Annotated in this window: 1 protein-coding gene; it reads right to left on the bottom strand. The window is 64.1% G+C overall.

Translation table 11 applies throughout. From position 1 onward, the window contains the following. Window positions 1-393, bottom strand: a 393-nt coding sequence (locus FJV41_RS56490) for a TerC family protein (RefSeq protein ID WP_281291693.1), incomplete at both ends; no start/stop codon positions are given.

Below are 393 nucleotides of genomic sequence, written 5' to 3' on the forward strand. Positions count from 1 at the left end.
ACCAGCAGCGCGCCGACGGCGCCAGCCAGGCGCGCGGTGCCCTCGCCGGCGCTGGGAAACAGCTGGCGAATGGTAGGGTCGCTGACCAGCATTGACCCGGCAATCCAGCCGATGAGCATCCCGCCCAGCAGCACCACCGTGGGAAAGCGGGTGAGCAGGACCAGCACCAGCTTGCTGCCGGCGACAATAACCGGAATGCTGATCGCCACGCCGAGGGCGACCAGCGCAATGTGCCCTTTCCCCGCAGCAGCTACCGCCAGTACGTTATCCAGCGACATAATCACATCGGCAACGGTGATGGTGATCGCGGTGCGCCACAGGCTGCCAGAGCTGCTAACCTCGCTCTCTTCTTCCTCATTCCTGACCAGCTTGATGCCAATCCACAGCAGGAGC

It is taken from the genome of Myxococcus llanfairpwllgwyngyllgogerychwyrndrobwllllantysiliogogogochensis, from assembly GCF_006636215.1.
In the GTDB taxonomy this organism is placed as follows: domain Bacteria; phylum Myxococcota; class Myxococcia; order Myxococcales; family Myxococcaceae; genus Myxococcus; species Myxococcus llanfairpwllgwyngyllgogerychwyrndrobwllllantysiliogogogochensis.